Below are 26,389 nucleotides of genomic sequence, written 5' to 3'. Positions count from 1 at the left end.
ACTTTCTGATACATAAACAAAGCAGGCCTAACACCTGCTTTGTTATACGTAACGTATCAAAATCTTAACATCATCATCATCTTATACGCATGGTATCTCTGTGGCACCGACGTTGCGACAGATTACTTCGCGTAATCTACTGCGCGGGTCTCCCGCATTACGACAACCTTGATCTGTCCGGGGTATTCCAGTTCTTCTTCAATTCTCTTTGCAATATCATGCGCGAACCTTGGTGCAAGTGCATCATCAATCTTCTCCGGATTCACAATAATGCGAATCTCTCTGCCGGCCTGAATCGCGTAGGATTTTTCAACGCCTTCAAATGTCTCGGCAATTTCCTCAAGCTTCTGAAGCCTTTTAATGTAGGATTCCAAAGTTTCGCGTCTGGCACCAGGTCTGGCAGCTGATACCGCATCTGCAGCGGCAACAAGTACTGCGACAATTGTCTTGGGTTCAGTGTCGCCGTGATGGGCCTCAATCGCGTGAATGATATCCCATGATTCCTTGTACTTTTTGCAGAGATCAACGCCAATCTCGACATGCGTGCCTTCGGTATCATGGTCAACGGCTTTGCCGATGTCATGCAAAAGTCCGGCGCGTTTTGCGGTCTGGACATCAACACCAAGTTCGGAAGCCATTAACCCGGCCAGATGGGATACCTCGATAGAGTGTCTCAAAACATTTTGTCCGTAACTGGTTCTGAAACGCAGCCGGCCAAGCAGTCTAATCAGTTCTGGATGTATACCGTGAACCCCGGTTTCGAAGGTTGCCTGTTCCCCTTCTTCCCTGATTTTCTGGTCAACTTCCTTCTGCGCCTTTTCAACCATCTCTTCAATTCTGGCCGGATGAATACGTCCGTCCAAAATCAGTTTTTCCAGAGCGACTCTGGCAACTTCTCTTCTGATCGGATCAAATCCTGACAGAATAACGGCCTCAGGCGTATCGTCAATAATCAAATCAATGCCCGTTAAAGTCTCAAGAGCTCTGATATTCCGGCCCTCTCGGCCAATGATACGGCCTTTCATTTCATCGTTCGGCAGGGCAACCACTGAAACTGTGCTTTCAACGACATGGTCTGCCGCACAACGATGTATAGCCAAAGAAATAATATCTTTAGCGCGTTTTTCAGCTTCTTCTTTTGTCCGGGTCTCATATTCCTTAATCATGATTGCCGATTCGTAACGTACTTCTTCCTCGACACTTTTTAGCAGCAATTGTTTGGCTTCTTCAGGAGTCAGACCGGAAAGCCTCTCCAGCTCAGCTACCTGTTTAGCCAGGAGTTCATTTAAATCAAGTTTTTGTTTTTCAACGTCTGATTCTCTGCGATGTAAATTTTCTTCCTTACGTTCCAGAGCTTCGGTTTTTCTTTCAAGGGTTTCTTCCTTCTGAAGATTGCGTCTTTCCATACGTTGGATCTCGCTACGTCTTTCTCTGGTCTCTTTTTCAATATCATTGCGAAGCTGCATAACCTCTTCTTTAGCTGCAACGATTTTTTCCCTTTTTTTGGCTTCAGCTTCTGCCTCAGCATTCTTTAAAAGCCTTTTTGCTTCTATTTCAGCAGATCCAATCATTTTTTCCGCAGATGATTTGCGTATGAACCAGCCGATCAGACTGCCAATCGCCAATCCGGCGAGTACAATAACAACTGCAATTAAGCCTGATATTTCCAAAGCTTCACCTCCTTTAATTATAGTATTAAATATTTCGTAAAAATAACAAAAAACTGGTCAGACCAGTTCCGTAAAATCTATAACCCTCGTTCGATTATTTTTCCCTTAAATATAGCTACACCGATACCCGGTGCAGCTGAGATGTTCAGTTTAATATAAGAGAAAACCTTGAAAGGTTAAAAATTTACTAGAAACAGATCCATTTAATATTAGTTTAATGAAATGTGCAAATAATGTCAAGTTGGTGGGATAACAAAGTATACTAAATACTTACAGATTATCGAAAATAATAATCTCTCCAAGTACTTTTTTGACTATATCCAATTGATAGCCCTTCGCTAAAAGCTTGTCCCCGACCTTTTTCCTTAAGTATAACTCTTTTGGAGGGATACTTCTGTTTTGATCGTTTAGGGATTTTTTCTGGTATTTCCTATACTCCTGCTCAAACATTTTACGGCCAAGCAGCAGGCAGTTTTCAACCTCCTGCTGCTCGGGAAAGTATTCATCCATGACGCAAGAGATCATCCGATCGTCCAGACCAGCTTTTTGCAGTTCAATACATATTCTGGTCCGGGAAAACCTTGTTTCCTTACTTTTAATATAAGACAAGGCATATTGCCGGTCATCAATATATTTCCATTCTTCTAGCTTTCGGAGAGCTTCAGCATTTTCCTCTGCGGAATAGCCTTTAGCCTCCAGTCTGCCGGCAAGCTGGCTGGCAGACAGCCGCCTGCGGCTCAAGAAATCCAGCGCAGCACCTAGCACACTTTTTTTCGATGAGGCCTGCTTTCTACTCATCATTCATGCTGTCGTCCTGAGCGCCCTTGGTCTTGTCTTTCGAGACCAGAACCAGATTGCGCACTTTGCTCTCAATCTCTGCAGCAATATCTGGATGCTGACGCAGAAAGTCCTTGACATTCTCTCTTCCCTGTCCAAGCCTTTCGCCATTGTAGGAATACCAGGCGCCCGATTTCATAAGGACACCTGTTTCCGATCCCATATCGACAATACTGCCTTCCCTGGATATCCCTTCGCCATAAACCAGGTCGAAATCAGCAAAGTTAAACGGCGGTGCAACCTTGTTTTTGACGACCTTTACGCGGGTCCGGTTGCCGATGATTTCCTGCCCCTGCTTGATGACATCCTGCTTTTTGACTTCCAGCCGGACTGAAGCATAAAATTTCAGCGCTCGTCCCCCGGTCGTCGTCTCCGGGTTGCCGAACATCACGCCGACTTTCTCCCTGATCTGATTAATAAAGATGACACAGGTATGGCTTTTACTGATGCACCCGGTAAGTTTGCGCAACGCCTGGGACATCAGACGGGCATGCAGCCCCATATGGGAATCGCCCATCTCCCCTTCGATTTCAGCCCGTGGCACGAGTGCCGCCACCGAGTCAATAACAATGACATCAACCGCGCCGCTGCGAACAAGGGCTTCACAGATTTCCAGCGCCTGCTCGCCGGTGTCGGGCTGAGAAACCAGCAGATCGTCGACATTCACACCCAGCGCACGGGCATATACTGGGTCAAGGGCATGCTCTGCATCAATAAAAGCTGCAACGCCGCCTGTTTTTTGTGCTTCAGCAATAATATGCAGCGTTACGGTGGTTTTCCCCGAAGACTCCGGTCCATATACCTCTATTACCCGGCCTCTGGGAACTCCGCCAACGCCTAAAGCCAAATCCAGTGCCAATGAACCTGTTGAAATCGTCTCAACAGCCATTCTGTCCGAAGCTTCGCCGAGTTTCATAATCGCTCCCTTGCCAAACTGCTTTTCAATTTGGCTCAGCGCAATATCCAATGCTTTTAGTTTATCTGGAGTAGCCATTTTTTCGTGCCTCCTCTTGATTATACAAAACATATGTTCGGTTTCTATTATACTTTTTCTGACTGTCTATTGTCAATCCGTTTAAAAGTAAAATTTTTACATAGCGGTTAGTCTTGTCTCGTTTGGCAAGCATCTACTGCTTACATTTCCTAAGCAAATACAGCCGCAGCATATTCAAGGCAGTTTCTACGATCATATTTCTGACGGATTCCCTGCTCCCGACAAACTGGTTTTTAGTGATCTCGATACCTTCCGGATGAGCCAGGGCGATATAGACCAGACCGACGGGTTTGTCCGCAGTTCCGCCTCCGGGTCCCGCAACTCCGGTCGTCGCAATCCCAAGATCTGCGCCGAGGGCCTTCCTCGTCCCTTCAGCCATTTCCCCGGCTACAAGTTCACTGACCGCACCTTCCTGCAGCAGACTGCTGCTTTTCACCCCGAGCAAAGTCTCTTTGGCTGAATTCGCATAACTCACAACGCCGCCAAGATAATACGCCGAGCTTCCGGCTTCGGCGGTGATTCTTCCGCCCAGAAGACCGCCGGTACAGGATTCAGCTGTTGCCAGCGTCAGGTTGTTTTTCAGAAGCAGTTTTCCAACTATACCGGCCTGGGTATCCGTACCGCTTCCGAATACCCCGTCCCCAAGCCTGCTGCGGATCTCTGCTTCCGTCTGATCCAGGAGCCGGACAGCCTGACTGACATCCCCGCTTCGGACCGTAAGCCTGACATCCATGTAGGTATGCCTGTCCAGCAAAGTGAGAGACGGGGATTTACGCTGCATCAGAACGGTTAGTTCCCGTTCCAGTTCCGGTTCCCCGAGTCCAAATATTTTTAGAATACGCACCTGCATCCGTCCGGAATCCTGAAGGATGATCTGCTCCAGTTTGGGCAGCAAATATTTTTGGAACATAACCTCCATTTCGGAAGGAGGTCCGGGAAGGATCGCGCAAAACTGGTCATTTTTGCAGATAAGGGCCCCCTGTGCAGTTCCTTTATCGTTCGGCAGCAGGATCGAACCTTCCGGAAAATAAGCCTGTTTTTCCGTACTTGGTGGCATCCGGTCATTGATATAAAACTGCGTCAGCGACTGCATGCTTTCAGGATCATAGCTCATTTTCAGGCCTAAGACTTCAGCAGCAATTTCTTTGGATAGGTCATCTACCGTTGGTCCAAGCCCTCCGCTGACAAGCACAAGTCCGGAACGCTGCAGCGCATTCTTTAGTGTTTCGGTCAGCCGTTCTTTGTTGTCTCCTACCGTCGTATGGTAGAGGACTTCTATCCCGAGATCCGAAAGTTGTCCTGTAAGATAATGGGCACTCGTATTCAGCGTTTTTCCGAGCAGTAATTCTGTTCCCGTGGAAATAATTTCGGCCTTCATTTTTTTCACACTCCCTCAGTCATTATCTCACCGCGGGAGAATCTTATCCCCGAACTTTGTTACCTCTCAATTCATGGCTCAAATAATTTCATTCAAGCCTGATTACCCCATATTAGGTCTGGGTGCCACAAGTTCCAGCGTCAAGCGGAGCATGGATGCGGAGCGCGGCTGTTAGCGCCAGGGAGGGCGCTATCTGCCGTAAGCGGAATTGTGACACCCAGACCAACCCTAGATACTTAACTAGATCATCGCAGCCGTTGACACCCTTAGCTGTTACGCCGGCAACTAAACAGGTAAATTCAAAACCGGAACAGTTAGAACTACTCTTTTTATTTGGAACGCACAAACAGCTGTTTTGATTTCATGATATAATCCACGCCGGAGATGATGGTCATGATCAGCGCAAGATAGATCATAGGCTGGGCAATATGTATGTTAAGGGTTGATAATGGCCAATCTCTCAGAATCAACAGTGCTATGGCAATGATCTGAGTGACCGTCTTCAGTTTTCCAAGCTTGCTGGCACTGATCACTACGCCTTCGGCGGCAGCAATCGCTCTTAACCCTGTGACTGCAAACTCCCGGGCCAGGATAATCCAGACAATCCAGGCTGAAACGAGGTTTAACTCGACCAGGGCAATCAGCGCGGCTGAAACCAGAAGCTTGTCGGCAAGCGGATCCAGAAATTTACCGAGATTGGTCACTTGTTTCAGCTTGCGTGCGAAATAACCGTCCAAACCGTCTGTCGCAGACGCCAGGCTAAATATCCCCGCGGCTACAAAGTCCTGATAAGGAAAATAAGCAGTACCGTCAGGCATTTTTACCAATAAAAAGGCCATAAACAAAGGTATCATGGCAATTCGAATCAGAGTCAGCGTGTTAGGCAGATTCACTCGAGCTCCTCCCCTCCCATATCATAGCTGTCCGCTTCTGTAATTCTGATCTGTATGATTTCACCAGCCAAATGTTTCTTCTGAACCTTGAGGTAAATCTGACCGTCAATCTCCGGGGCATCCCCCGCGCTCCGTCCGACCCATTCATCGGGGGCAGTCTGTTCTTCGAGAATGACCCGGATGATTTGCCCGACCCTTTGCTGCTGGATCTGATCTGCAATTTCCGTTTGGGTTGCCATAACAGCATTTTTGCGGGCTTCCCGGATCTCAGGCGGCACCTGGCTCGCCATGTTCGCAGCAGGTGTATTTTCCTCCTGAGAATAAGCAAAAACCCCAATGCGGTCTAATTTCATTTTATTAACAAATAACAGTAAATGCTCGAACTGTTCTTCGGTTTCCCCAGGGAATCCGGTAATGAACGTTGAACGAATAAAGATACCCGGTACAGCCTCACGGAGCTTTCCGATCAGCGTTTCTGCTTCTTCGGCTGTATTTCTGCGGTTCATTTTTGAAAGTATGGCGTTATCGGCATGCTGAAGGGGCAAATCGATATAATTGCATATCTTGGGTTCCGTCGCAATCAGGTCAATCAGTTCATCAGATACTGCCTCCGGGTAACAATACATCAGCCGAATCCATTGTATACCGTCTATTTCTACTAGTTCCCCCAGAAGATCCGGCAGCCGGTAAGCGTGATACAGGTCAATGCCGTAACGGGTTGTATCCTGGGCTACCAGCGCAATTTCCTTCACACCCTCGCCGGCGAGCTTCCTTACTTCTTGTACGATTGACTCCATTGTCCTGCTGCGGTAGCTGCCTTTGATCTGCGGAATGACACAATAGCTGCAGCGGTTATCACAGCCTTCGGCTATTTTGACATAGGCAAAAAAAGAAGGGCTGAAACGGACCCTCGGCATCTCATTGTCATAAAGATAGTCCTGCTTTTCTTTTTTCCTGTATACTCTCTCGCTGCCGGAGCTTTCCAGGACCTCGGGGATTTTATCCAGATCCCCGTCCCCGAGCACACCATCAAGCTCAGGAAGTTCTTTAAACAGCTCTTCACCATAACGCTGAGCCAGACATCCCACAGCATAGACCTTCTTCTGAGCACCGCTATTTTTCAAATTGATCATTTCACAAAGGGTGTCAATCGATTCTGCTTTGGCATCTTCAATAAAACCGCAGGTATTTACAACAATCATATCGGCTTCAGACGGTTCGGCTGTTATCTCGAAGCCTTTCGCCAGCATGCCGGTTATTACTTCACTGTCAACCTGGTTCTTCGGGCACCCAAGGTTAATCACTGCAACTTTTTTCTTCAATTTCCAACCCTCTGAAATCGTTTTTTATCACTTTAGTATATATCAGGTTCCGACCTGCTGTCAAAACGAATGCTTTCTCTTTACCTTCCCTGATGGCTTCCCCGGAGACATCCTTTTGACTTTCCCTGTCACCTTGCCTGACGCCTCTGTGCGACTTCCCTGGTGCTTTTCTTTTTGATTTTCTTTGAGATTTCTTTTCTTATTCCCCAGGCTTCTTTGTTGTCTTTCTTTTTCCATCTTTTCGTTTTTTACGGTTCGCCGAGATTTTCTGCTGTCCTCTGTAATCTTTTTTTTATGTTCCTTATTTATTCGTGCCTTAGATAAAAGGTCTTTATTTACTTGCTCTTTATTGAGCTTGCCTTTAACAATATTTTTCTGTTTATTTTGGTTATAACCGGAATCTTGTTCCTTGTTCTGATCGGAATAGGCGGTTTTGCCTTTGGGCCTGATCAGACATTTGGGACCGAACCCTATCAAATCCGTCCTATCTGCTTCAACAAGGGCAGCGTGGACCAGTGCATATTTTTTTGGTTCTCTGAATTGCAGCAACGCTCTCTGCATTGCTTTTTCCGTTTTGCTTTTTGGAACATAAACCTTCTGCATAGTCAGCGGATCGAGCCCTGTATAAAACATTGCCGTAGACAGCGTTCCCGGAGTCGGATAAAAGTCCTGGACCTGTTCCGGCTGATAATGAATGTCCCGCAAGTATTCGGCCAGTTCAACGGCTGCTTCCAGCGTACTCCCTGGGTGGCTGGACATAAAGTAAGGAACAATAAACTGCTTCTTGCCAAGACGCTCGTTAATTTTAAAGAATTTTTCCCTAAACTGTTCAAAGGTTTTCCCGGCCGGTTTACGCATATCGTGCAGGACCTTAGGTGAGATATGCTCCGGAGCTACCTTTAGTTGACCGCTGACATGGTGTTCGAGCAATTCTTTAAGAAAATGCTCGCTTTTATCCGCCATGATATAGTCATAGCGAATCCCCGAGCGCACAAATACTTTCTTGACTTTAGGCAGTTTTCTGAGTTTCCGTAAAATCCCGAGGTATTCCTGATGGTCGATATGCAGGCTTTTGCATGGCGAGGGATGCAGGCATTGTTTTTCCTTACATGCGCCAGTTTTCAATTGCTTAAGACAGGCTGGCTGACGAAAGTTTGCTGTCGGTCCGCCAACGTCATGAATATATCCTTTGAAGTCTTCCAAATTGGTGATTCCCACAGCTTCGTGTAAGATCGATTCCTCGCTCCTGCTCTGAACGATTCTGCCCTGATGAAAGGTCAGCGAGCAGAAAGCACAGCTTCCAAAACATCCCCGGGAGCTGACAATACTGAATTTAACTTCCTCCAGCGCGGGTATTCCCCCGTCTCTATCATACATTGGATGTGCGTTTTTTAGATAGGAAAGACCATAGACTTTATCCAGCTCCGCCTGAGACAAAGGCATCTCCGGTTTATTCTGCACCAGATATTTTATGCCGTGCTGCTGGACGATGGTTTTCCCTCTGACCGGGTCCTGCTCCTGATATTGGATCTTGAAAGCTTCCGCATACTTTGTTTTGTCTTCTGCCGTCTTTTTGAAGGAAGGTATCTCAATATAGCCGTTGCTTACCTCTTCCAGAGAATCCGCCATATAGCAGGTTCCGGGGATATGGCGGATATATTTCACTTCCAAACCGTCATTCAGATACGCGGCAATCTCCACAATCTGCTTTTCCGCCATGCCATAGACCAACAAGTCCGCACTGCTGTCAATCAGAATTGATTTTCTGACGGTATCGCTCCAATAGTCATAATGGGCAAATCTCCGCAAACTGGCTTCTACACCGCCAATGATGATCGGAACGTTCTTATAGGCTTCCCGGATTTTATTGCAATAGACAATCGTCGCCCGGTCCGGCCGTAAACCCATTTTGCAGCCGGGTGAATAGGAGTCTTTTTCGCGTATTTTTTTATTGACTGAATAATGATTGACCATAGAATCCATATTGCCTGCTGACACCAAAAATCCGAGCCGGGGACGCCCAAGTCTCTGAAAATCTTCTGTCTTTTTCCAGTCCGGCTGAGGAATAATTCCAACCTTGTATCCTGCGTCTTCAAGGACCCTGGAAATGATAGCCGGACCGAAACTGGGATGATCGACATAGGCATCCCCGCTGACCAGGGCGAAGTCCACCTGGTCCCATCCCCGGCATTCCATATCTTCTCTGTTCACTGGCAGATAATTTACAGGCACTTGATTTTGCTCCTAACTATATCAGCATTAGCTTACTGCCATGCAGTTATCTAATATCAAACTGATTATTCAAATATTCTTTTGTCCTTCATTTAATCTATTGGATTCTAATCTTTGCAGCCGTATTTATTCTAAATCGATTTGACGTGATTCGCAAACATAGGAAGAGGGTATCCTGGTCTTCCGGTATACCCTCTTAACAATCTTATCTTATCAGCTTGGTGTAAAACTAACTTCCTGCAAGCTCTTTCACTTTATTCTCATCAATGATGTAGCTTCGAAGGACATCACCGGTCTTCCCGAGCGGCGGGACGTTATGTCCGTTCACTTTGAGTGACAGTCCGCCGGCGTTGCCGATCGATACAAATTCAATTTGCTTGTCAGCCTGCAGCGTTTGTATTGTTCCTGAAGGGATCGTCCCGCTCAAAGCCTGCTTGCCGTCCACATTGACCACGACCCAGCAATCAGCAGTAAACGTAAGCTCGGCGACAATGCCCTCATATTGTTCAGGCTGCTGAGACGGCTGCCCGGCATTTTGTTCCTGCCCGGCAGTATTCGTATTCTGCCCCGTACCGGAATCGGCAGTATTTTGATCGCTCGCCTTCGGTGCAGCCGGCAAAGGGGTGGGTGTATAATGAAAAGTACCGGATTTGTTGCCCAAGTTTGACACAAAGATAATCCCGCCGACAATGATCACAGCCAGGATGGCCATTCCTGCAAGGACGACAGGTCTGAACCATACCTGATTGCTTGGAATCGGACTTAAGCGTGGCTCAATGTCAGGCTCAACTTCTTTGACCAAAGAAGCATTATAGCTATCTATAATCTCCTGCGGATTAATGCCAAGATGTTTAGCATACGTCCGTAAAAAGCCTCTGGTATAGGTGGTTCCGGGTAGCACGCCATAGTTCTCATTCTCCAGAGCTTCCAGATACCGCACTCTAATCTTAATGCTGTCTTCAACCTCCTGATAACTTAAACCTTTTTCTTCTCTGGCCTTCTTAAGAACGGCCCCTTCACCAGCCATTTCTACACCACCCTATTAATATTTAATTTAAATCAATTACCATAAGCAAACCGGTCATTCAAAAATTGTTTCAGTATTTCCAGTGATAATAACATAGATTCCTGAGAAATACATAAGGCATAGTCTTCAGATTCCTGATTGGGATAACCATACAGCTGGTCATAGTATTCCATAATAAGATACCGGGCAAAGTCTTCGTAAGCCTGTTTCTGCAGAGAATCATAAAGCTGATCAATCTTCTTTCGTCCCAGTCTTTTCGTCAGTCTGTCCAGAGCCGTTTTAAGTTCTTCAGTTATTCCCGGGTTATCCGTATACTCGAGCATCAACCGTTTGGCTCTGTTGTCCAGCGAATCATAAACAAGAACGGAAGTTCCCTGCTGCATGGCCTTAAAAACTGCGTCAGGGAGTGTGATTTTGCCGATGCGCCGGCTTTCGCATTCCATCACCAAATACAGATCTTGATTATAGCGATGAATTTCCTCGTAAAGCAAAGATTCAAACGTTTTTTGAGTAGGCTGAGCACCAAGACCAATGCAGCCAAAAACTGAACCGCGATTATTGGATAGCCCCTCAAGATCAATGACCGGATAACCCTCTCCCTTGAGTTTTTTCAGCAACTCTGTTTTTCCGGTTCCGGTATTCCCTTTCAGGACGACAACCTGATGATGAAATCCAGTCTCAAAAAAGGAAACAATCGAATGCCTATAGGCCTTGTATCCGCCAATCAGCCGAAATACCGGCAACCCCATCAGGTCGAGTACTGCAGCCAAAGACTTGCTTCTCATTCCTCCGCGCCAGCAAAAGAGCAGAATCGGTCTTTTCCCGGCAGCTTCTTCAACTTGCTTATATAAATCCGGCAGTTTTCGGCTGACAATCTCTAATCCGATATCTCTGGCTTTTTGGGGAGACTCTTTGGTATATATCGTTCCAATGACGGCTCTCTCTTCATTATTGAAGATTGGTATGTTTACCGCTCCGGGAATCGTTCCTTCCTCAAATTCGTTTTTTGACCTCACATCTATATATAATGCATCTGATAGCTCAGAACATTCATCGATGGAAATTTCACGCAGCATAATCTTCCCCAATCTTTTTTATTCTACAGTATTTTAACTAATCCTTCCTGAAATTAACCAAAAAGCGCAAATATTTGGTAATCATGGCTAAGAATTTAAGTTTTTCCCGAATTTTTGTTCAAATTGGCCTTTGGTCATCAAAACTTCCCTGGGTTTCGAGCCTTCATGCTGGCCGACGACCCCTTTTTCCTCAAGCATATCAACGATTCTAGCCGCCCTGGAATAGCCAATCTTTAGTCTGCGCTGAAGCAAGGACACGGATGCCGTATTGCTCTCCATAAAGATATTTGCAGCCTTGTAGAAAAGTTCATCTTCCGGCTCCTCAGAATTTCCGGAACTCAAGCTCACCTCCGGAATTTCAAAATACTCCGGCTTGGCCTGTTCCAGCAGATAATCCACAATATTTTTGACTTCCTTGTCTGACAGGAAACAACCCTGGACCCGAATCGGCTTGCTGATCCCGATTGGATGATAGAGCATGTCCCCGCGGCCGAGCAGTTTTTCTGCACCGCCCATATCCAAAATAGTTCTGGAATCGATCTGGGAAGAAACCGCAAAAGCGATTCTGGAAGGAATATTGGCTTTGATCAGACCGGTGATGACATCAACCGAGGGTCTCTGCGTCGCAACAATCAGATGAATACCTGCTGCCCTGGCCATCTGGGCCAGCCGGCAGATAGACTCTTCAACCTCTCCCGGAGCAACCATCATCAAATCGGCTAACTCGTCGATGATGACGACAACATACGGCAGCGGCTTCGATTCAGTATCCTTTTTTTCACTAACCAGGAAATTATATCTGACGATATCGCGAACTCCGGAAGCTGCAAAAAGTTCATATCTTGTCTCCATTTCGGTAACAATCCACTTCAAAGCTCCGGCGGCTCTCTGTGGCTCTGTTACCACAGGAGAGATCAGATGCGGAATTCCATTGTAATTGGCCAGTTCAACAACTTTGGGATCAATCAGCAACAGTTTTACTTCATCCGGTTTTGCTTTATAAACGATACTTCCGATAATCGTATTGATGCAAACCGATTTTCCTGCTCCGGTCGCTCCGGCAATCAGTAGGTGTGGCATTCTCGTCAGATCGCCGATAATTGGCGTGCCAGTGATATCTTTGCCGAGCGCCAAACTAAGCTTGCTTGGTGAGTCCTGAAAATCTTCCGTTTCCAGCACTTCCCGGAAATGAACAATGGCAATCTCCTTATTCGGGACCTCTATCCCAACTGCAGACTTTCCCGGGATCGGCGCTTCCATCCGCACATCGGAGGCTGCCAGGCTCAGTGCAATATCATCTGAGAGGCTGGTAATTTTACTGACTTTGACACCAGGTGCAGGCTGAACCTCATAGCGGGTAATCGTCGGCCCCTGTGTGACTCTTGTGACTTTGACCCTGACCCCGAAACTGGCCAGCGTATCTTCCAGCAGACGGACATTATCGGCAATGTCCTTGCCGCTTTTTTGGCCTTTTTTCATTGATTTATGGACAAGATTCAAAGGTGGCAGCCTGTAATGTTCGTTCTTCTCGGTCTGTCTGGAAATAGGCGTCCCGGTAAGCTTGCCCGGCGGTGCCGCTGCAGTCTCCATGCCTCCTGCTGAATCCCCTAAATTTCCAGTCCTTCTTTCGGCTGAATCGTCCATCCTTGTGTTAATCAGGTAATGATCCGTTTCCGACTGCGGAACCTGCTTGTTTTTTTTATTCCGTTCTTCTCCTCGATTCCGTTCTTCCCCAAAAATTTCGATCACCGGGCTACTCTGCTTTGAATCGAAATAATCACCCGGGGTTGGGGACTTTACAGGCTCACCTTTCTTTGCTGCGGCAAACATGCTGTTCCGGTCATCCTCTTTGCGCTTCTGTCTTTCTTGGCGTCCGTCCGCCAGTACTTGCAGAAAATCCCTGATGTGACGATCGACCATCTGTGCGAAACTTGCTGTGAGGGACAACAGGTCTTTGATCGTCCCGACCAGAGAGCGGTTCATTACCAGGATGGCGCCGATCAAGGCCAGCACTGCCAGAATCACATAACCACCTGTCACGCCGACCAGCATGACCAGCATGATACTGATCACCGCGCCAAGAAGGCCACCTCCTAATCCTGCTTTGCCAAGCTCAAGCAGCCCTGCAGTATCATACGCAGCAGATGACCCGAGATGCAGGAATCCTTCCGCTACGAGCCATAATAAAACCGCACCGATTATCCTGGATTTCATACTTCTCCGGTTGTTGCTCATCAGGCTGATCCCGATAACTCCGAGGATGATAAAAATCCCGACACTGCCATCGCCTGCCGCAATCCTGAGTGCTTTAATCATCAGCGTGACAATAGCACCCTTACTGTTGGAATAGAGCATGACGAATCCCAGACAGGCCAAGCCCATCACCAGGATTCCAATAATCTCATTTCGAATCGTATCATGAACGGACTGTCTTTTTTTACGTGACCCCCGTCGGTTCTTTTTTGTCGTCTTCGTCGCCAACGTTCCAAACCCCCAGCTTTTCATTACAACAGTAATATTTCCACAATTCTAAGCTAATTCCTTTAATTATTCAACATATAAGGCCTTTGAATAATTCCTTGTTGAGTCCTCGATATCATTTTTACCTATATATGATGGTTATATGATGGTATATATAATGTAAAGTATTTATCACCCAAAAACAAGAAATTCTCAGGACAATCAACCCTTATTTGATAAGATTCTTAAAAAGCACAGGATATTAATAAGTCTTTAGTCCTATCACATCGTGACTTACGGTGAATTGTTTCAATTGTCAAACTGTTGTAAATTTGTAATACAAACCAGAACACTAAAAAACGAAAATATATTATTAAAGGGAGAGATTATCATGATGTTATACCTTGTTCAATTCCTTCAAAGATTCCAGAAAGATGAAAAGGGTCAGGCACTTACAGAGTACGGTCTTATTATCGCTTTAATTGCAATTGTTGTAATTGGCGCGGTCACCGTTATCGGTACAAACTTGGATAGTATTTTGGATTCAATTGGCACTGCTCTCAAACCAGCATCATAATCTTTTGGGTTCTCAGAGAAAGCTCTACTGTCAGAGAACAGTAGGGCTTTCTTAAACTAAGAAAGGTTACCTCTCTTATCAGGTATTCAAACAGTCTTTGAATTGTTAATTTTCCCATATCTGCTCAGTGATATTTGGGTTGATGGGGCGAACGTTTATTAGAATCTGCATTGGGAGGGTATTGAAAAATGCTAAAAAAATTAATAAAATCCTCCAATGGCCAGTCTCTTGTCGAATTTGCGCTGGTCCTGCCCATCTTTCTGCTCCTTGTCTTTGGCGTGGTTGAGTTTGGGCGGCTCGGCTATTCCTACGTGACTCTCAATAACGCTGTCCGAAGCGGTGCCCGGACAGCCAGCTTAAGCGGATTGGATAGCGCTATCCAGGCTTCAGTGGCTGATTCCGCCCCCTTGTTAGACCGCAACCTGCTGACCATTCAGATCACCCCAATTGAGTCCAGCAGACATTCCGGCTCAAATGTTACGGTATCTGCCTCTTATCCTGTATCTCTTACGACTCCGGTATTAAATCATATTCTTCCGGATCCGGTTGTGATCCATGCGAGCCTGTCCATGCGCATTGAATAGGAGTATTTGCTATGAAGAATCATCCCTTCAAAAATGAAAAAGGCAGTATTGCCGTTCTTACGGCAGTACTTTTAGTTGTTCTTCTGGGCTTTGGTGCCCTATGTACAGATATGGCCGTTCTCTATGTGGAAAAAGCAAGGTTACAGAATGCGGTAGATGCAGCAGCGTTAGCAGGCGCTCAAAAATTACCGGATAGTCCGCAGGACGCTTATCTAACTGCTGCAGAATATGCTGCCAATAATGATGTCTCCCTTCCCTCAATTTCGATATCCAATCATAACCGGGAAATTGAGGTATCTGCTTCTGAAGAACATTCCATGTTTTTGGCCAAAGCACTGGGTATTACCAAAGGAAAAGTCAGTGCACGTTCCAAGGCAGGTGTTTACCCTGTCCGCAGTATCGCCGGAGCCGCTCCTTTAAGTGTTACGATACAGGACTTTGTCTATGGCCAGGAATATACACTGAAAAATGCCCCTCCGGAAGGTGAAACCGGCTGGTATGGTCCTGTCAGGTTGGATGGATCAGGTGCCAGCACCTACGAAGATGCACTCGCCTACGGAAATAATACCCCGCTATCTGTCGGCCAGACCCTGCAGATAGAAACCGGTAATATGAGCGGTCCGACACGAAAAGGTCTTGATACCCGGCTTGCTTCCGATACGCGTGTCCCTGGGAATACTTTTACTGATCATGACAGCAATGCTCCCGAGATTGTCTTTATCCCTATCGTAGAAGTCCTCACTCGATCAGGTGAATCCATCCAGGAAGTCAAGATTCTTGGATTTGCAGCCTTTTTTATTGAAAATGTGACCCGAAATGGCAATGACTGTTTTATCACGGGGCGTTTTTTAAAGACCTGTTCCACACTCGGCAAAGAAACAAGTTCAATTATTGATGACGGAAATAACCCCGTACAGGATTACGGTTTATATTCTATAAAACTGCTAATGAATTGAGGGATGACTAGTGAAAAGAAAATTCTATGTTTTTATGGCGATTATCTCAGGACTGATTTTTAGCTTGGCTGTCTTTTTCTACCTAAACTATGGTTCGGGAGCATCAAGCCAAGACTTAAAACCACTGGTTGTTGCAGCAGCGGATATTTCCTCCCGAAGTATCCTAAAGGCTGATCAGCTCCAAATCAAACAAGTTCCGCTTTCAGCCTATCCTCAGGGGGGGGCCTCTACCGTGAAAGAATTGACAGGCCGGGTACTCCTGGTTGACGTCAGTCAGGGTGATGTACTGCTGAGTCCTATGCTTGGAGATCCGTACCAAACCGGCAGCAGTTCAGGTGCCTCAGCCGACAGCTTTTCACTGACTGTTCCTTCAGGTAAAAGAGCCGTTGCTATTCCTGTCGATCTGGTGGGCAGTGTCAGCTATAAGGTAAAGCCCGGTGACCATGTGGATATCCTGATTACCATGGATATTAAGGATAGCCAGGGAAATCAAAGAACAATTACTTCTTTAGCTGCCCAGGATGTTTTGGTCTTAAACACGGGTGATACCATTCTCAAAGAAGGAGAAACTGCCGAAAATCCTGGCTCTTATGTCCTTGCTATGAGTGTTTCCCAGTCTATGGCCGTAACACTGGGCAGTGAAAAAGGTTCCATCCGCTTACTGCTGAGAAACCCCGCCAATAAAGAAACTTACACCGAAGCACCCATTGATCCTAATGTCTATACAAACGCCGATTATTTCAGTCATTATAAATAAAAAGGAGGTATAGCGCATGCAAGGTATACGGATTCTCATTGTTGATGATATCAGAAATACCCGCGAAAACATTCGCCGGATCCTTGCTCTTGATTCCGGCTTTGAAGTCATCGGCGAAGCAGGCTGCGGTTCTGAAGCAATCCGTCTGGCAGAATTGTTGAAACCGGAAATTATTTTAATGGATATCAGCATGCCCGACATTGACGGGATAAAAACAACAGAACTGCTTTCTTTCCGCATTCCAAATACCTCCATTATTATGATGTCCGTTGAAAACGACCCCGACCATATGACCAAAGCCATGATGGCCGGAGCCAAATCTTATATCGTCAAACCGTTTACCGGCAAAGAACTTACCAGTACAATCCTGAACGTGTATCACAAGGAAAGCCGCAAAAGAGAAATGATCAATTCCCCTCTGTCCCCCGATTCCGCTGTAAAAACATCCGACACTGCAGCAAAAGTAATCAGTATTTTCAGCGCCAAGGGAGGGGTAGGCAAAACGACGACCGCTGTGAACCTCGGTGTTGAATTGGCGAAGTCATCCAAAGTCCTTTTATTAGACTTGAGCCTGCAATTTGGGGACATCGCCTCCTTCTTAAATCTTGTTCCGAAAAGAACCATTACCGATCTGGTCCAGGCCGGTTCGATCAAAGAAGAAGATATCCGGCTTCATACCCTTAGCCATTCTTCCGGACTGGAAATCCTGGCGGCTACGAATCGCCCTGAATATGCAGAAAAAGTAACCACAGAACATATTGAGCAAATCCTGGAAGAAATTAAACCCCATTATGATTTTGTAATTCTTGACAATACCAGCCGTTTTGATGATATCAGCCTTGCCGGCTTAGAGGCCGCAGACGAGATCTGGGTTGTGGCCGGCATGGACATTCCGTCAATCAAAAATACCAAGCTGGCGCTGGAAATCATGCACACGCTTGAGTATTCCCCAAAAATCAAGTTAATTCTAAATAAATTTGAAAAGAAAATCGGTATCAGCATGAAGGATATTGAAAGCAGTCTCGGCCTCAATGTAACCTATCTTATTCCTTATGAAGAGCAGCTCACATCTGTGCTTAATAAAGGTGTACCGTTTGTTGAGGCTTTAGCCCGTTCGGCTCCCGCTCTGGAAATTAAAAAAATGGTGAGTACGCTAGGTGTTAATTCGGAAATTACTAAAAAAGGTCAGGACAGCAAAGAAACCAGCCGTCTTTCCTTTTTAAGATTTGGAGGTTGATCGCATGTCGCTCCTTAGCCGTTTAGAACAGGAAAGAGGTAAAGAACGCGAAAGAACCGGATCAGAGAAACAAAGCCTGATTGAAATCAGACAAGCCTTTACCTCTTCTCCTTCCTCTCAGCCCGTTGATCCCTGGAGGGAGCTCAAAAGCATTATCCATAAGGAAACCATCAAAAATATTCAACTCAATGATGTTGATCCTCAAGAAGTCGAGCCGATCGTTCAAAAAGTCATAGACCAGTATGTTGAAGCCAACGGTGCCCTTCTGCCCCGGAATGAAAGGCAAAGAATCGTTCAGGAAGTGGTAGATGAGATCCTTGGTTTTGGCCCCATTTCCCCGCTATTAAATGACGACAGTATTTCAGAGATTATGGTCAACGGACCAAGTCAGGTCTACGTAGAACGTCATGGGATTGTCGAACTATCCAATGTAACTTTTAATGATGACCAGCATGTTCAGCATATTATTGAAAAAATTGTCGCGCCGATTGGCCGAAGAATTGATGAAAGTCAGCCAATGGTAGATGCCCGTCTGCCGGATGGTTCCAGGGTAAATGCAATTATCCCGCCTTTGGCGCTTAAAGGGCCCACCATCACGATCCGAAAATTTTCACGTGACCCCTATCGTGTCGAAGATCTGATTAATTTTGGCACAATGACCAGAGATATGGCACTTGTCTTGGAAGCCTGCGTCAAGGCCAGACTGAATATTGTCGTTTCCGGCGGTACCGGGTCAGGTAAGACCACAACCTTAAACGTCCTATCTTCCTTTATTCCGGACCACGAGCGGATCATTACCATTGAAGATGCTGCTGAACTGCAGCTTGATCAAAGCCACTTGGTAACGCTTGAAACCCGGCCGCCAAACATAGAAGGAAAAGGTGCCATCACCATTCGTGACTTGGTCAGAAACACGCTGCGTATGAGGCCTGACCGGATCATCGTCGGTGAAGTCCGCGGCGGAGAAGCCTTGGATATGTTGCAGGCCATGAATACTGGACACGATGGTTCCCTGACCACAGGTCATGCTAACACCCCGAGGGACATGCTCTCCCGTCTCGAAACCATGGTTTTAATGGCAGGCATGGATTTGCCGATCCGGGCCATCCGTGAGCAAATTTCCAGTGCGATTGACTTAGTTGTTCAGCAAAGCCGGCTCAGGGACGGCACCCGGAAAATTACTCATATCACTGAGGTCCTTGGTATGGAAGGAGACACCATTGTCACCCAGGATATCTACAAATTTGAACAAAAAGGTGTTGATTCCAATGTCCACGTCCTCGGTGGCTTTAAGGCTACCGGTGTCCGCCCCCGCTTTATGGATACGCTGGCTGCCACGGGCCAAATCCTGCCGGACAATATTTTTGTTAGTTGATTAGCCATCTATGGCCGTCGGAGGTATTTATATGACAAAGGTCATCGTCGTGGCCTCGATTATGGGATTTATCCTAATATACTCACTGATCATGGCCCTGAAACCAAAAAATGAAAGCGTTGAAGATAAAGTTAAGCGACTGGTGGCAGAAAAAGAAGATACCCCGGTTAAAGCCAAAAAGGCTGCTTCCTGGAAAGAGTATCTGACTTCCCTGTCCAAATATACACCTCGGAAATGGGGCAAACAACTTGATAAAGATCTTTACAGCGGTGACATTGGGTTAACTGGCAGAGAATTCATCGTAATGCAAATTTTCTTGTTCATTCTTACTTTCCTTATCGCCTTAATTCTCCTGCCTTTGAGTGCTGTTTTTATTGTTCTGCCACTGTTAAGTTTGATCTTTCCCAAGCTATATATCAGCAGTGCTAAAAATAAAAAAATAAAAAAATTCAATAACCAGCTGCCGGATATACTTCTGACCCTTGCTAATTCCTTAAAAGCCGGTTTTAGTTTATTTCAAGCCATGGAAATGGCAGCCCAAGAAATGCCAGATCCGCTCTCCTCCGAAATCAAAATCACCCTGAAAGAAATGGCCTATGGGGAATCTACCGAAAATGCTTTGTTAAATCTCTCGCAGCGGGTTGAAAGCAAAGACCTGGAATTAATGGTAACTGCCATCCTGATTCAACGGCAAATTGGTGGTAATCTAGCCGAAATTTTAATCAATATTCACGATACGATTCAGGAACGTTTACAGATTCAAGGCGAGATCAAAACACTTACTGCTCAAGGCAGATTGTCGGGATATATTATTGGTGCTTTGCCTATCTTAATTGGCCTGGTTATCACGATGATGCAGCCTTCATTTATGATGCCGCTGTTCCAGGATCCACTCGGAATTATGTTATTATGCTGTGGCGCTGTTCTGGAAATCATCGGTTTTATCGCCATCAGAAAGATTGTTAATATTAAATTCTAGGGGAGATTGTCATGGAGTCAATCTTGATTTTCAGTGGTTTTTGCCTTATTTTCTTCTTAGTTCTGGCGATTCTGTCCAGGAAACAGCCTTCTCTTTCCCAGAGCAGGATTATGCGTTCCCTTGGAAGATCTTCAGTGCCAACAGAAAATGAAGAAAATCAAAAAGAAAAATCCAAAAAAGACAAAAGCAAGCAAGATAAAAACAAGCAAGAAAAATCCGAGAGCAGTTTTTTTCGCAGATTAATTACTGTCTTCTCAAAGAATAACAAAGAAACGGACCAGAACGACCAGGAATTAATTGCAGCCGGATTAAAAGGGTGGTCGTCAGCTGAATGGAAAGCGCTTAGGTTCATCCTTGGCCTATGCTTTGCAATAGCAGCTGCTGCTTTAAGCTTTATATTAAGCTTTCCAATCCTAACAAAAATTGAATTTCCATTATTTTGTTTTGTTATTGGAAATATTGCTCCCAATTTCTGGCTTAAATCAAAGATCAAACAACGTAAAAGTGAGATTCTTCGTACGCTTCCTGACATCCTAGATCTCGTTATGGTCAGTGTCGAAGCCGGACTTGGCTTTGATGCAGCGATGATGAAAGTCGTAGAAAACAAAAAGGCATTCTTGCTGAAGAGTTCAACCTGGTTCTGCAGGAAATCAAAATCGGCAAACCACGCCGGGAAGCTTTGAGAGACATGGCCAAAAAAAATGACGTAGAAGATTTAAGCAATGTAATTGCCTCATTGGTTCAAGCTGACCAGCTCGGTATCTCTATGGGAAATGTCCTCAGGAATCAGTCGGCACAAATCCGTCTGAGAAGAAAACAACGCATACAAGAAGCTGCGCAAAAAGCCCCCGTAAAGATGATGGTTCCACTTGTTTTCTTTGTTTTTCCAAGCCTTTTCATCGTGATACTTGGCCCGGCAATCATTAATATCATGGATATTTTGGGTAAATAATTTTTTGTCTGTGGACGAAGAATATTCAAAGAATAATCTAAGATTCTCTCTAAGAAAAACGAGGAAATCGACTAATGAAAGAGTTAACTGTTATCAACCAAAGAACACAAAAGAATCTTGGGACGGTTCTAGTGGCTGACACCTTTTTCACCAGACTGAGAGGTCTGCTGGGAACCAGGCAATTGGATGATTTTCATGGTATGTTGATTAATCCCTGCAACCAGGTCCACATGATCGGGATGCGCTATCCCCTCTCTGTCTGGTTTGTCAGCAAGGATCTGAAAATTGTCAAAATCATTGATGATCTCTCTCCGAAAAAGGTCTCCCCATGCATCAAGAATGCCGCTTTTGTGTTAGAGTTCCCACATAACTGGGCAGATTCCACTGGAAGCATGGAAGGTGACAAGCTTGAAATGCAGTTTTAATTCTCTCGTATTTCTCTCTTGTCTTATTGTCTTTAGGAATATATCGCTTTATCAAAAGAAATAAGTGTCTGCAAAAGTGTTATTAGTGTTATTAATGATAGCTCGTATTCAGAGCTTTTCCAGTTTCACTTGCCTTGCCGCAAAAGGACAGAGCAGCGTAATGCTCTGTCCTAACTATATGCAATTACAATTTATTCACTTGTTATTTCGCTCCAAAATCAATTTTACTATATAATAGAATTAATAAAAGCAATTCTTGGTACTAAAGGAGCTCTCAATGAAAAATACGATAATTTTAGCCTGCCTTTTCCTACTTTTATTATCTGGTTGTTCTAAAAACGCGCCGACAACAACTGCTCAACAGACTGATTCTTCAGCAGTGGCCAGTAGTTCCAGCTTATCTTCAAAAACTCAGCCATCAACGCCCAATAATGAAAACAGCCAGCAGCTGATATTATCAGCTAATCTCAAAGATATCTCAGCATCTGCAGACTTTCAGTACTTAAATTCTAAAAATCAAAGAAAAGTGAACATATCTGTTTCCAACTCTTCAGAGTATATATTCTCCGGAAAAGTGTATGTTACGTACCGGGACAGCGGCAACAAAATTCAAGGTACAGATACCCTTTTAATAAAAAGCTTATTACCGAGATCCAGTACCAGCTTGACATCATTGGCCATGGCCAATGCAAATCGTGCAGATTTTACGATTGACGGGGACTTTACAGTAAACTCTTCTGCAAAGCTTACTTACACTATCCTGTATACGCAGTCTGAAACGAACTCTCAGGTCTTATATATCCAGCCACCTTCTATTGATGAAAATGTTCTGACCGGTATTATTAGAGAACAGCGGGATCAGCTTTCAAACAGCAATCTTCGCAAGTTTAAAATCTTTTTCTACGATCCTTCGTATAAAGGACAGCAAGGTACTCAGCCTGCGGAAACCGACAGTGTCAAAGCCAAAGCGGATATCAGTTATATCGATGGTATTTCCGAACTTTACTTTATTGATTCCGGTAAAGTCGTACTTATACAATAGGACTTCTCGTTTTCTTCAAACAACAAGCTCACGATAATATAATCATAGGCGTACATGTACGCCTATGATTAGTTGGAACAGAGTATTTCTCTATAAATTTAGTAGAACCTACCAATTATTTGCGAAAGCGGGTAATTGCAGTTGTCAAAATTTCTGACTGTATTCTTAAATTATCTACAAGGGTTTCAACCTGATCGACGATTTCCGCTTGTTGCTTTGTAGCAATAGCAAGTTCCATTGCACTTTCTGAAGTTTTTTCTGCAATCTGGGCTACTTCGCGAGACTGATGTGCGCTTTTGTCAATGCCCTCCATTTGATGATCGACAAGTTTTGATATTTGTTCAACGCTACGTGCCACTTCAAGAATTGTTTTTGTCATTTTTTCTATTACTTCATTCGTCCTGGATCCTTTATGCGCTTCCATATCTGCATTTTGAACTTGTATTGTAATTTGATTCACAACATTTAACACTTCAGCCTGGATATTCTCAATAAGACTTGAAATTCCTTGAACGGCATTTGCGCTTTCATCGGCTAATTTTCGTACCTCTTCGGCAACGACCGCAAATCCTCTGCCATGTTGTCCTGCTCGAGCAGCTTCAATGGAAGCATTCAATGCAAGTAAATTTGTTTGTTCCCCAATGTCTCCTACTAACTGGATGATCTGACCAACTTTCTTAGCATTATCTTCGAGACTTTTAACAATTTCAAGTGATTGCTGGTTTCCTTTGGCTAGATTATTAATTCCCTCAACTAAAGAACGAATTACTTCTTTACTTTCTGTTAGTTCCATTAACATTTCTGCCGAGACTTTTTCAGAAGACTTGGCATAATTTTGTACTTCTTTGGCAATAAGAGTGACCTTTTCAACTGATTCTGCAGTTGATTGAATCGCAATCGAGGAAGTTTCTGCACCTGCAGATATTTCTGTGATGGTATGTACAATAGAGTCGGCTTGGTGAGAAGCAGCCGATGACGCTTTTAAAATTTCAAACATATTCTCATTGGTCTTCGCACAATTTGTTTCAATACTCTGGACAATTTCCCTAAGATTATAAAGCATATTGTTAAAAGCTATTCCTAATGAACGAATCTCATCATCAGTGTTTGATACTTCAACATCACAACCGATATCCCCTTCAGATGCCTGATTTGCAGCTTTTTCTAACTTCTGCAAAGGTTTAATGATAAAACTTGCCATAAAGAAGGAAAGTAAACCCGACCAGAAAACCCCTAGTACTAAAGTCGCAATCGTAAATATAACCTCATTAATATTCGGAACAAAATTGGGTTGAACAAAATAGATAAAAAATGCACTTGTAGAATAAGTAACAATTGCCAGAATAATAACAAATAAGGAAATCTTCTTTCTAATGCTAAATTGATGGTTCTTTGATTTTTTCATTAATCTGCGCTCCTCTTAAGCAAAAATCTTTGTCGCCAAAACTAGAAAATCTTGCTGCGTTTATTGTTATTTCGCAACAATCTCAATGAGCAGGCGATAGTTATATTTTCTATCAATTACATTATAATGTAAATATTACTTTTTTTGAAGTAATGTTTTGAATTAATTATGAAGAGACTACATCCTACGATGTAGTCTCTAGTTTACCGTCGCAACGTCTTATCTTCTTGCAGTATCGTGCCCCAGAAGGATACTCAAACTTCCTAATTGAACACCCTTTGCAAATAAGAAACAGAGCACCAAAATAGATGCTCTGTTCTTAATTACCTGGCAACGTGCTATTTTCCCTTGCAGTATCGTCGCCCCAGGAGGTCTTAACTTCCGTGTTCGGGATGGGAACGGGTGGTACCCCTCCGGTATAGTCACCAGATCTTTTCGAGGCTCGAGGTTTGAAGCTCAAGGTTCGATCTAGTTGGAATCGGCTTACCGATTCCTTCTTTAATCTTTCCCGTGCTTCTAGCTCGTTCTCTCAAAACTGCACAACAAATCAGCTTCATGCATTCAATCATCAATCTAGGAATCTAAAGGTCAAGACCTCGACCTATTAGTACCGGTCCGCTCCACATGTCACCATGCTTCCACTCCCGGCCTATCAACCTGATCATCTTTCAGGGGTCTTACCAGATTAACTCTGTGGGAAATCTCATCTTGAAGCTGGTTTCGCACTTAGATGCTTTCAGCGCTTATCCATTCCGGATATAGCTACCCAGCTATGCCTCTGGCGAGACAACTGGTACACCAGTGATCCGTCCAACCCGGTCCTCTCGTACTAGGGTCAGATCTCCTCAAATTTCCTGCGCCTGCGACGGATAGGGACCGAACTGTCTCACGACGTTCTGAACCCAGCTCACGTACCGCTTTAATGGGCGAACAGCCCAACCCTTGGGACCTACTACAGCCCCAGGATGCGATGAGCCGACATCGAGGTGCCAAACCTCCCCGTCGATGTGAACTCTTGGGGGAGATAAGCCTGTTATCCCCAGGGTAGCTTTTATCCGTTGAGCGATGGCCCTTCCACTCGGAACCACCGGATCACTAAGCCCTACTTTCGTACCAGGTCGACTTGTTTGTCTCTCTGTTAAGCTCCCTTTTGCCTTTACACTCTTCGCGCGATTTCCATCCGCGCTGAGGGAACCTTTGGGCGCCTCCGTTACTCTTTAGGAGGCGACCGCCCCAGTCAAACCGCCCGCCTGACACTGTCCCCAACCCCGATTCAGGGGCCTAGGTTAGAACTTCAGTACAAAAAGAGTGGTATCCCACCGGCGGCTCCACCAATACTGGCGTACTGGCTTCCAAGCCTCCCACCTATCCTGTACATTTTATACCAAAATCCAATGTCAAGCTGCAGTAAAGCTCCATGGGGTCTTTCTGTCCTGTCGCAGGTAACCCGCATCTTCACGGGTATTACAATTTCGCCGAGTCCCTCGTTGAGACAGTGTCCAGATCGTTACGCCTTTCGTGCGGGTCGGAACTTACCCGACAAGGAATTTCGCTACCTTAGGACCGTTATAGTTACGGCCGCCGTTTACTGGGGCTTCAATTCAAGGCTTCGCTTGCGCTAACTTCTCCTCTTAACCTTCCAGCACCGGGCAGGCGTCAGCCCCTATACTTCTCCTTACGGATTTGCAGGGACCTGTGTTTTTGTTAAACAGTCGCCTGGACTATTTCTCTGCGGCTCTGTTGCCAGAGCACCCCTTCTCCCGAAGTTACGGGGTCATTTTGCCGAGTTCCTTAACGAGGGTTTTCTCGCGCGCCTTAGGATTCTCTCCTCATCTACCTGTGTCGGTTTGCGGTACGGGCACCACATTTCTCACTAGAGGCTTTTCTTGACAGTATGAACTATCCCGCTTCGCTACTTATTTTCGCTCCCCATCACATCTCACGGTTTAGCGCTGCGGATTTGCCTACAGCACCCACTTGATGTTTGGACGTGCATAACCAACAGCACGCTCAGGTCATCCTCCTGTGTCACCCCATCGCTCAAACGATTTATGGTGGTATTGGAATTTCAACCAATTGTCCATCGCCTACGCCTTTCGGCCTCAGCTTAGGTCCCGACTTACCCTGGGCGGACGAGCCTTCCCCAGGAAACCTTAGATTTTCGGCGGGAAGGATTCTCACCTTCCTTTTCGCATACTCATACCGGCATTC

General features: G+C 45.3%; 22 protein-coding genes and 2 rRNA genes (1 of these 24 only partly in view). 11 read left to right on the top strand and 13 right to left on the bottom strand.

Features of this window, described 5'->3' with window-relative positions:
* Nucleotides 1-122: 122 nt before the first annotated feature.
* From rny to DEHRE_RS05660, 10 genes are all read right to left on the bottom strand, one after another.
* The gene (gene rny, locus DEHRE_RS05705; protein ID WP_176714405.1) at nt 123-1,691 is read right to left on the bottom strand and encodes a ribonuclease Y; all 1,569 of its coding nucleotides are present in this window, start codon (nt 1,689-1,691) and stop codon (nt 123-125) included.
* Between the two features lie 249 nt (nt 1,692-1,940).
* Nucleotides 1,941-2,471, bottom strand: coding sequence for a regulatory protein RecX (locus DEHRE_RS05700; RefSeq protein ID WP_019226691.1), 531 nt, complete (start codon nt 2,469-2,471; stop codon nt 1,941-1,943).
* A complete protein-coding gene (gene recA, locus DEHRE_RS05695) occupies nt 2,461-3,501 on the bottom strand; it encodes a recombinase RecA (protein ID WP_019226692.1) in 1,041 nt (346 codons plus the stop codon). The genes DEHRE_RS05700 and recA overlap by 11 nt, the downstream gene beginning before the upstream one ends.
* A gap of 133 nt (nt 3,502-3,634) precedes the next feature.
* Nucleotides 3,635-4,879 (bottom strand): competence/damage-inducible protein A, encoded by a 1,245-nt coding sequence (locus tag DEHRE_RS05690; RefSeq protein ID WP_019226693.1) that lies wholly within the window; start codon nt 4,877-4,879, stop codon nt 3,635-3,637.
* Between the two features lie 329 nt (nt 4,880-5,208).
* Nucleotides 5,209-5,772 (bottom strand): CDP-diacylglycerol--glycerol-3-phosphate 3-phosphatidyltransferase, encoded by a 564-nt coding sequence (gene pgsA, locus DEHRE_RS05685; RefSeq protein WP_019226762.1) that lies wholly within the window; start codon nt 5,770-5,772, stop codon nt 5,209-5,211.
* Nucleotides 5,769-7,094, bottom strand: a complete 1,326-nt coding sequence (rimO, locus tag DEHRE_RS05680) for a 30S ribosomal protein S12 methylthiotransferase RimO (protein WP_019226763.1) — start codon at nt 7,092-7,094, stop codon at nt 5,769-5,771. Before rimO ends, pgsA begins: the two co-directional genes overlap by 4 nt.
* 60 nt (nt 7,095-7,154) lie before the next feature.
* Complete coding sequence (locus DEHRE_RS05675; RefSeq protein WP_345787671.1) at nt 7,155-9,290, bottom strand: YgiQ family radical SAM protein; 2,136 nt, start codon at nt 9,288-9,290, stop codon at nt 7,155-7,157.
* Between the two features lie 265 nt (nt 9,291-9,555).
* On the bottom strand, nt 9,556-10,353 hold the full coding sequence (locus DEHRE_RS05670) for a helix-turn-helix domain-containing protein (RefSeq protein ID WP_019226765.1): 798 nt from the start codon (nt 10,351-10,353) through the stop codon (nt 9,556-9,558).
* Between the two features lie 32 nt (nt 10,354-10,385).
* Nucleotides 10,386-11,429 (bottom strand): tRNA 2-selenouridine(34) synthase MnmH, encoded by a 1,044-nt coding sequence (mnmH, locus tag DEHRE_RS05665; protein WP_019226766.1) that lies wholly within the window; start codon nt 11,427-11,429, stop codon nt 10,386-10,388.
* An 87-nt stretch (nt 11,430-11,516) separates the two neighbouring features.
* A complete protein-coding gene (locus DEHRE_RS05660) occupies nt 11,517-13,934 on the bottom strand; it encodes a DNA translocase FtsK (protein ID WP_051408095.1) in 2,418 nt (805 codons plus the stop codon).
* A gap of 346 nt (nt 13,935-14,280) precedes the next feature.
* On the opposite strand from DEHRE_RS05660, the gene DEHRE_RS05655 reads away from it, so the two are divergent.
* The 11 genes from DEHRE_RS05655 to DEHRE_RS05610 all read left to right on the top strand — a co-directional run bounded on the left by DEHRE_RS05655 (nt 14,281) and on the right by DEHRE_RS05610 (nt 22,773).
* A complete protein-coding gene (locus DEHRE_RS05655; RefSeq protein ID WP_019226767.1) occupies nt 14,281-14,466 on the top strand; it encodes a Flp family type IVb pilin in 186 nt (61 codons plus the stop codon).
* Between the two features lie 188 nt (nt 14,467-14,654).
* Entirely contained in the window at nt 14,655-15,050 is a 396-nt protein-coding gene (locus tag DEHRE_RS05650; protein WP_019226768.1) for a TadE/TadG family type IV pilus assembly protein, read from the top strand.
* An 11-nt stretch (nt 15,051-15,061) separates the two neighbouring features.
* Nucleotides 15,062-16,006 (top strand): pilus assembly protein TadG-related protein, encoded by a 945-nt coding sequence (locus DEHRE_RS05645; protein ID WP_019226769.1) that lies wholly within the window; start codon nt 15,062-15,064, stop codon nt 16,004-16,006.
* Between the two features lie 10 nt (nt 16,007-16,016).
* Nucleotides 16,017-16,763 carry a Flp pilus assembly protein CpaB gene (gene cpaB / locus DEHRE_RS05640; protein ID WP_019226770.1) on the top strand — a complete coding sequence of 249 codons (747 nt, stop codon included), beginning with the start codon at nt 16,017-16,019 and terminating at the stop codon, nt 16,761-16,763.
* 16 nt (nt 16,764-16,779) lie between these two features.
* Complete coding sequence (locus DEHRE_RS05635; protein WP_019226771.1) at nt 16,780-18,000, top strand: CpaE/TadZ family protein; 1,221 nt, start codon at nt 16,780-16,782, stop codon at nt 17,998-18,000.
* A gap of 4 nt (nt 18,001-18,004) precedes the next feature.
* On the top strand, nt 18,005-19,375 hold the full coding sequence (locus DEHRE_RS05630) for a TadA family conjugal transfer-associated ATPase (RefSeq protein WP_019226772.1): 1,371 nt from the start codon (nt 18,005-18,007) through the stop codon (nt 19,373-19,375).
* 31 nt (nt 19,376-19,406) lie between these two features.
* Nucleotides 19,407-20,354 (top strand): type II secretion system F family protein, encoded by a 948-nt coding sequence (locus tag DEHRE_RS05625; protein ID WP_025205431.1) that lies wholly within the window; start codon nt 19,407-19,409, stop codon nt 20,352-20,354.
* Between the two features lie 11 nt (nt 20,355-20,365).
* On the top strand, nt 20,366-21,037 hold the full coding sequence (locus tag DEHRE_RS05620) for a hypothetical protein (RefSeq protein ID WP_242837047.1): 672 nt from the start codon (nt 20,366-20,368) through the stop codon (nt 21,035-21,037).
* Complete coding sequence (locus tag DEHRE_RS15220) at nt 20,968-21,306, top strand: type II secretion system F family protein (RefSeq protein ID WP_345787670.1); 339 nt, start codon at nt 20,968-20,970, stop codon at nt 21,304-21,306. The genes DEHRE_RS05620 and DEHRE_RS15220 overlap by 70 nt, the downstream gene beginning before the upstream one ends.
* 74 nt (nt 21,307-21,380) lie before the next feature.
* Nucleotides 21,381-21,731 (top strand): DUF192 domain-containing protein, encoded by a 351-nt coding sequence (locus tag DEHRE_RS05615; RefSeq protein ID WP_019226774.1) that lies wholly within the window; start codon nt 21,381-21,383, stop codon nt 21,729-21,731.
* 277 nt (nt 21,732-22,008) lie between these two features.
* Complete coding sequence (locus DEHRE_RS05610) at nt 22,009-22,773, top strand: hypothetical protein (protein WP_019226775.1); 765 nt, start codon at nt 22,009-22,011, stop codon at nt 22,771-22,773.
* Between the two features lie 115 nt (nt 22,774-22,888).
* Here DEHRE_RS05610 and DEHRE_RS05605 read toward each other — a convergent pair whose 3' ends face one another.
* The 3 genes from DEHRE_RS05605 to DEHRE_RS05595 form a co-directional block, all read right to left on the bottom strand.
* Nucleotides 22,889-24,178: a methyl-accepting chemotaxis protein gene (locus DEHRE_RS05605; protein WP_019226776.1), complete on the bottom strand. Its 1,290-nt coding sequence runs from the start codon at nt 24,176-24,178 to the stop codon at nt 22,889-22,891.
* 325 nt (nt 24,179-24,503) lie between these two features.
* Nucleotides 24,504-24,608, bottom strand: a 5S ribosomal RNA gene (gene rrf / locus DEHRE_RS05600).
* Between the two features lie 154 nt (nt 24,609-24,762).
* A 23S ribosomal RNA gene (locus tag DEHRE_RS05595) occupies nt 24,763-26,389 on the bottom strand (it continues 1,704 nt past the right edge of the window).

The sequence above is a fragment of the Dehalobacter restrictus DSM 9455 genome, from assembly GCF_000512895.1.
Classification (GTDB): Bacteria; Bacillota; Desulfitobacteriia; order Desulfitobacteriales; family Syntrophobotulaceae; genus Dehalobacter; species Dehalobacter restrictus.
The sequence above is the reverse complement of the archived record's forward strand: the minus strand, read 5'-3'. Positions and strand labels throughout refer to the sequence as shown.

Bases quoted from the DNA above. Each gene is read 5' to 3' on its own strand.
- DEHRE_RS05700 (WP_019226691.1), bottom strand. From the start codon at position 2,471: ATGATGAGTAGAAAGCAGGCCTCATCGAAAAAAAGTGTGCTAGGTGCT.
- recA (WP_019226692.1), bottom strand. From the start codon at position 3,501: ATGGCTACTCCAGATAAACTAAAAGCATTGGATATTGCGCTGAGCCAA.
- DEHRE_RS05690 (WP_019226693.1), bottom strand. From the start codon at position 4,879: ATGAAGGCCGAAATTATTTCCACGGGAACAGAATTACTGCTCGGAAAA.
- DEHRE_RS05675 (WP_345787671.1), bottom strand. From the start codon at position 9,290: ATGGAATGCCGGGGATGGGACCAGGTGGACTTCGCCCTGGTCAGCGGG.
- DEHRE_RS05670 (WP_019226765.1), bottom strand. From the start codon at position 10,353: ATGGCTGGTGAAGGGGCCGTTCTTAAGAAGGCCAGAGAAGAAAAAGGT.
- mnmH (WP_019226766.1), bottom strand. From the start codon at position 11,429: ATGCTGCGTGAAATTTCCATCGATGAATGTTCTGAGCTATCAGATGCA.
- DEHRE_RS05660 (WP_051408095.1), bottom strand. From the start codon at position 13,934: ATGAAAAGCTGGGGGTTTGGAACGTTGGCGACGAAGACGACAAAAAAG.
- DEHRE_RS05655 (WP_019226767.1), top strand. From the start codon at position 14,281: ATGATGTTATACCTTGTTCAATTCCTTCAAAGATTCCAGAAAGATGAA.
- DEHRE_RS05650 (WP_019226768.1), top strand. From the start codon at position 14,655: ATGCTAAAAAAATTAATAAAATCCTCCAATGGCCAGTCTCTTGTCGAA.
- DEHRE_RS05645 (WP_019226769.1), top strand. From the start codon at position 15,062: ATGAAGAATCATCCCTTCAAAAATGAAAAAGGCAGTATTGCCGTTCTT.
- DEHRE_RS05635 (WP_019226771.1), top strand. From the start codon at position 16,780: ATGCAAGGTATACGGATTCTCATTGTTGATGATATCAGAAATACCCGC.
- DEHRE_RS05630 (WP_019226772.1), top strand. From the start codon at position 18,005: ATGTCGCTCCTTAGCCGTTTAGAACAGGAAAGAGGTAAAGAACGCGAA.
- DEHRE_RS05625 (WP_025205431.1), top strand. From the start codon at position 19,407: ATGACAAAGGTCATCGTCGTGGCCTCGATTATGGGATTTATCCTAATA.
- DEHRE_RS05620 (WP_242837047.1), top strand. From the start codon at position 20,366: ATGGAGTCAATCTTGATTTTCAGTGGTTTTTGCCTTATTTTCTTCTTA.
- DEHRE_RS05615 (WP_019226774.1), top strand. From the start codon at position 21,381: ATGAAAGAGTTAACTGTTATCAACCAAAGAACACAAAAGAATCTTGGG.
- DEHRE_RS05610 (WP_019226775.1), top strand. From the start codon at position 22,009: ATGAAAAATACGATAATTTTAGCCTGCCTTTTCCTACTTTTATTATCT.
- DEHRE_RS05605 (WP_019226776.1), bottom strand. From the start codon at position 24,178: ATGAAAAAATCAAAGAACCATCAATTTAGCATTAGAAAGAAGATTTCC.